The 3,992-nt window shown below is 66.2% G+C and carries 4 protein-coding genes and 1 pseudogene; 4 read left to right on the top strand and 1 reads right to left on the bottom strand.

All coding sequences use genetic code 11. The features are described 5' to 3' along the window. Positions 1 to 616 (bottom strand): helix-turn-helix domain-containing protein (locus tag ABI213_RS21955; protein ID WP_348028668.1); only part of this gene is annotated, 616 nt, incomplete at its 3' end. 325 nt (positions 617 to 941) lie between these two features. On the opposite strand from ABI213_RS21955, the gene ABI213_RS21950 reads away from it, so the two are divergent. The 4 genes and pseudogenes from ABI213_RS21950 to ABI213_RS21935 form a co-directional block, all read left to right on the top strand. Next, positions 942 to 1,964 (top strand): substrate-binding domain-containing protein, encoded by a 1,023-nt coding sequence (locus tag ABI213_RS21950; protein ID WP_348028666.1) that lies wholly within the window; start codon positions 942 to 944, stop codon positions 1,962 to 1,964. 23 nt (positions 1,965 to 1,987) lie between these two features. After that, positions 1,988 to 3,061 carry a Gfo/Idh/MocA family oxidoreductase gene (locus ABI213_RS21945; protein ID WP_348007356.1) on the top strand — a complete coding sequence of 358 codons (1,074 nt, stop codon included), beginning with the start codon at positions 1,988 to 1,990 and terminating at the stop codon, positions 3,059 to 3,061. 16 nt (positions 3,062 to 3,077) lie between these two features. Then, positions 3,078 to 3,833, top strand: coding sequence for a sugar phosphate isomerase/epimerase (locus ABI213_RS21940; protein ID WP_348028664.1), 756 nt, complete (start codon positions 3,078 to 3,080; stop codon positions 3,831 to 3,833). A gap of 6 nt (positions 3,834 to 3,839) precedes the next feature. After that, positions 3,840 to 3,992, top strand: a pseudogene (locus tag ABI213_RS21935) (sugar phosphate isomerase/epimerase); the annotation flags it as partial.

Below are 3,992 nucleotides of genomic sequence, written 5' to 3'. Positions count from 1 at the left end.
AGCCCGACAGCGTGCCCTGCATGGCTTGCTCGGCCAGAGCGGGGTAGTCGGCGGGGGATGCGGCTTGGGACGCACGTTCGGACAGGGTGTGGAAACGCAGGAACGCGGCCTCGCCCACCACCAGGTTGCCGGGCAGGTCGTCGCCGCACAGGGCCAGGGCGCGTAGCACGTCGTCGTCGCTCCAAAAGCGCGGGTCGGGCAGCAGCTGCAGCTCGGGGTGGGCATGGGCAAAGGTCCGGCCCATGAAGCCCTGCGGGCGCATATCGTCCAGAAACCAGGGCAGGCCGTCAACGCGCTTGCTCAGGCCGTCGGCCTCGTCCACCCACACCGCGCCGCTGGCCAAGGGGGTGAGGCGCGCAAACGGGCTGGGCTGACCGTCGGCATCGATGCGCACCACCGGAATGCTGCTGCCCACGCCGCGCACCGTGCGCGGCAGTACGTAGCGCTGTGAACGCGCCGCGCCCACCTTGTGCACCTGGCCGGATTGCAGCAACGGTGCCAGCGCCCGCGACACCGTCGGCTGGCTCACGCCCAGCGCGGCCTGCAGCTCCGCCGCCGTGGCCACACCGCCGCGCTGGCGCAAAAGGGAGAGCAGATCGGGCGTGCGGGTGGCCATAAGGGTGAATAGATAAATAGGTAAAAGATTCTTTTTAAATCATACGCTTAACTAAATTTATGAATAGATAGTATTGAAACCAAGTTGTAGCCAGAATTTCAGAAAAATTGGCCATTTTTAGACATCTAAAGTGCCACCAGCGCAAGTGTCACCTGCACAAGGCGCTATGGTTATAAGATTTAAAAACCATAGCAACACGCCAGCGACGCTGGCGCAGCTGCAGGGCCGCACTAGGGTTTACCGCAGTGCACGGCCCAGGGTGGCGGGTGGTACATTCCGCATCCATTGTGGAACCGGTTCCACATCACTATGGAATGCAGAACGGATGGCGACCATCAAGGATGTTGCAAAGCTGGCGGGCGTGGGCGTGGGCACCGCGTCGCGGGCCATGTCGGGCAAGGGCGCGGTGTCGGCCGATGCGGTGGCCCGGGTGCAGGCGGCGGTGCAGGCACTGGACTTTCGGCCGTCCAACGTGGCGCGGGCGCTGTCGCTCAAAACCCTGGGGATGGTGGGCGTGTACGTGCCCGAATTCGGCGCGCCGTTCACCTCGCGCATCCTGAACGCCATTGATGCCGAGCTGCGCGCGGTGGGCCGCCACATGGTGGTGGCCAGCGGTTGCGGCCACGGCGACGCACGCCAGCAGGCGCTGGAGGGCATGGAGTTTTTGGTGCAGCGCCAGTGCGACGGCATGCTGGTGTTCAGCAACCATCTGTTGGAGGCCGATTTGCAGGCGCTCCAGCTGCGGTTTCCGCGCGTGGTGCTGCTGAACCGCCAAAGCCCGGCGCTGGGCGAGCGGGCCTTTTTTGCCGACCACGAACAGGGCGGGCGGCTGGCGGCGCGGGCGCTGCTGTCGCAAGGCCACCGCGCCATTGCCACCATCCAGGGCGCGCTGGATGCCCCCGACAACGCGCAGCGCATGCAGGGCTTTTACGCGGCACTGGCGCAGCACGGCATTGACGTCAAATCGGCCCACCGCATGGACGGCGGCTTCAGCTTTGCCAGCGGCCACGCGGCGGCCACCCGCCTGCTCAAACGCAAGGACCGCAGCTTTACGGCGGTGTTTTGCGCCAACGACGTGATGGCCATGGCGGCCATTTCACGCTTCACCCAGGCCGGGCTGAAGGTGCCGCAGGACGTGTCGGTGATCGGCTACGACGACACCGATGTGGCCACCTACACCGCCCCGCCGCTGACCACCGTGCACATCCCCATCGCCGAGCTGGGTGCCCACAGTTGCCGCCACGTGCTCAACCTCTGCTACGGCCTGGCGCTGCCAGTGCAACGCGACTTTACGCCCCATGTGGTGTGGCGCGAATCGCTGGGCACGGGGCCGCACCCCGCCCTTTAAGAAAAACCAAGGAGACCTGTTGTATGGCCATCGCTCTCGGCATCATCGGTGCTGGCAATATCTTCCCGGCGTACCTGCGCACCCTGCAGCGCAGCCGCCTGTTCCGCATCGTCGGTGTGGCCGACGCGGTGCCCGCTGCGGCGCATAAGCGTGCCGAAGAATTCGGCCTGCCCGCCATGGCCGTGGAGCAGCTGCTGGCTAGCGATGCCAGCATCATCCTGAACCTCACGCCGCCCCAGGCCCACCACGCCACCGGCCTGCAGGTGCTGCACGCAGGCAAGCACTTTTTTACCGAAAAGCCGCTGGCCGCCACGTTTGCGCAGGGTAAGGAACTGGTGGCCTTGGCGAAGCGCAAAAAGCTGCGCATCGGCTGCGCACCCGACACCTTTTTGGGTGCCGGTGCGCAAAGCGTACGGGCGCTGGTGGACGCGGGCACGGTGGGCGCCATCTGTTTTGGTACAGCGCAGTTCATGGGCCACGGACCCGACCATTGGCACCCGAATCCGGCCTTCTTCTACCAGCCCGGTGCGGGCCCGATGTTTGACATGGGCGTGTACTACCTGACGCACCTGGTCCACCACCTCGGCCCCATCGCCAGCGTGCGCGGCACAGCCCACACGGCCCACACCACGCGCACCGTGCCGCTGGGCGAGCGCAAGGGCCAAAAGATTGCCGTGGATACGCCCACCCACATCGTCAGTAGCTTGAGTTTTTCCAGCGGGGCTGAGCTGGTGCTGACCTGCAGCTTCGACGTATGGAAGCACAGCCACGCGCCCATCGAGCTGTACGGCGAAGACGGCAGCATCCTGGGCCACGACCCGAACCAGTTTGGCGGCACGGTGAAGTTTGCCCGCCAGCTGGACGACTGGACCCGCAGCACCGACAAGCGCCCCTACACCACCAATGCGCGCGGCATCGGCCTGATCGACATGGCCCAGGCCATCGCCGCCGACCGCCCGCACCGCTGCAGCGAAGCCCTGGCCCTGCACGTGCTGGAGGTGATGGAGCGCGCCCTGGATGCCGCCCGCACCGGCAAGCCGCAGCGCACCACCACCACCTGCGAGCGTCCTGCGCCGCTGGACCAGAAACTGTTTTGACACCCCAGGACGCACGATGAAAATCTCGGTACAACTCTTCTCCCTGCGCGAAGCGGGTGACCTCGACGTGCAACTGGCTTTGGCACGCAGCTGCGGCTTTAGCTGGGTGGAAACCGTGGCCACCCACGGCCTTGCGCCCCAGGCTTTTGCCGACAAGGTGGCCGCGCACGGGCTGCAGGTGTCGTCCATGCACGCCGCGCTGGCGTTGCTGGAGACCGACATGGCCAGCGTCATCGAGGCCTGCCGCCTGACCGGCTGCCCGCTGGTGGTGATGCCCTGGTTGCCCATGGGCGAGCGCTCGCCCACCGCTGCAGGCTTTGTGGCCCTGGGCCAGCGGCTGGCCGCGCTGGGCGATGCCTTGCGCGCGCACGGCGTGCAACTGGCGTACCACAACCACGATTTCGAGTTCTTGCCCTACGAGGGCCGCACCGCGCTGGAATGGATCTTCTCGGCCGCCACGCCCGCGCAACTGGGCTGGGAGGCCGACCTGGGCTGGGTCAGCCGCGCCGGGGCCGACCCGCAGGTGTGGCTGGATAAGTTGGCCGACCGCCTGGTGGCGGTGCACGCCAAAGACATCGCCCCCCCGCGCATGGCGCTGGCAGAAGACGGCTGGACCACGCTAGGCCAGGGCGTCGTGCCCTGGGTGGCGCTGCTGGCGCAGCTGAAAACCCGCACCGACCTGGTGGTGTTCGAGCACGACCACCCGGTGGATTTCGCGGGCACGCTGCGCAACAGCCATTCATTTCTCACCCAACACCTCACCAACATCTAGGCTGATATGGCACACAACAGCATCCAAGGCCCGGCCATTTTCCTGGCCCAGTTTGCGGGCGATACCGCTCCTTTCAACACCCTGCCCAACATCGCCCGCTGGGCTGCCGGGCTGGGCTACAAGGGCGTGCAAATCCCCAGCTGGGATGGGCGCTTGTTC

The sequence above is a fragment of the Rhodoferax sp. genome (genome assembly GCF_039922535.1).
In the GTDB taxonomy this organism is placed as follows: Bacteria; Pseudomonadota; Gammaproteobacteria; order Burkholderiales; family Burkholderiaceae_C; genus Rhodoferax_B.
The sequence above is the reverse complement of the archived record's forward strand: the minus strand, read 5'-3'. Positions and strand labels throughout refer to the sequence as shown.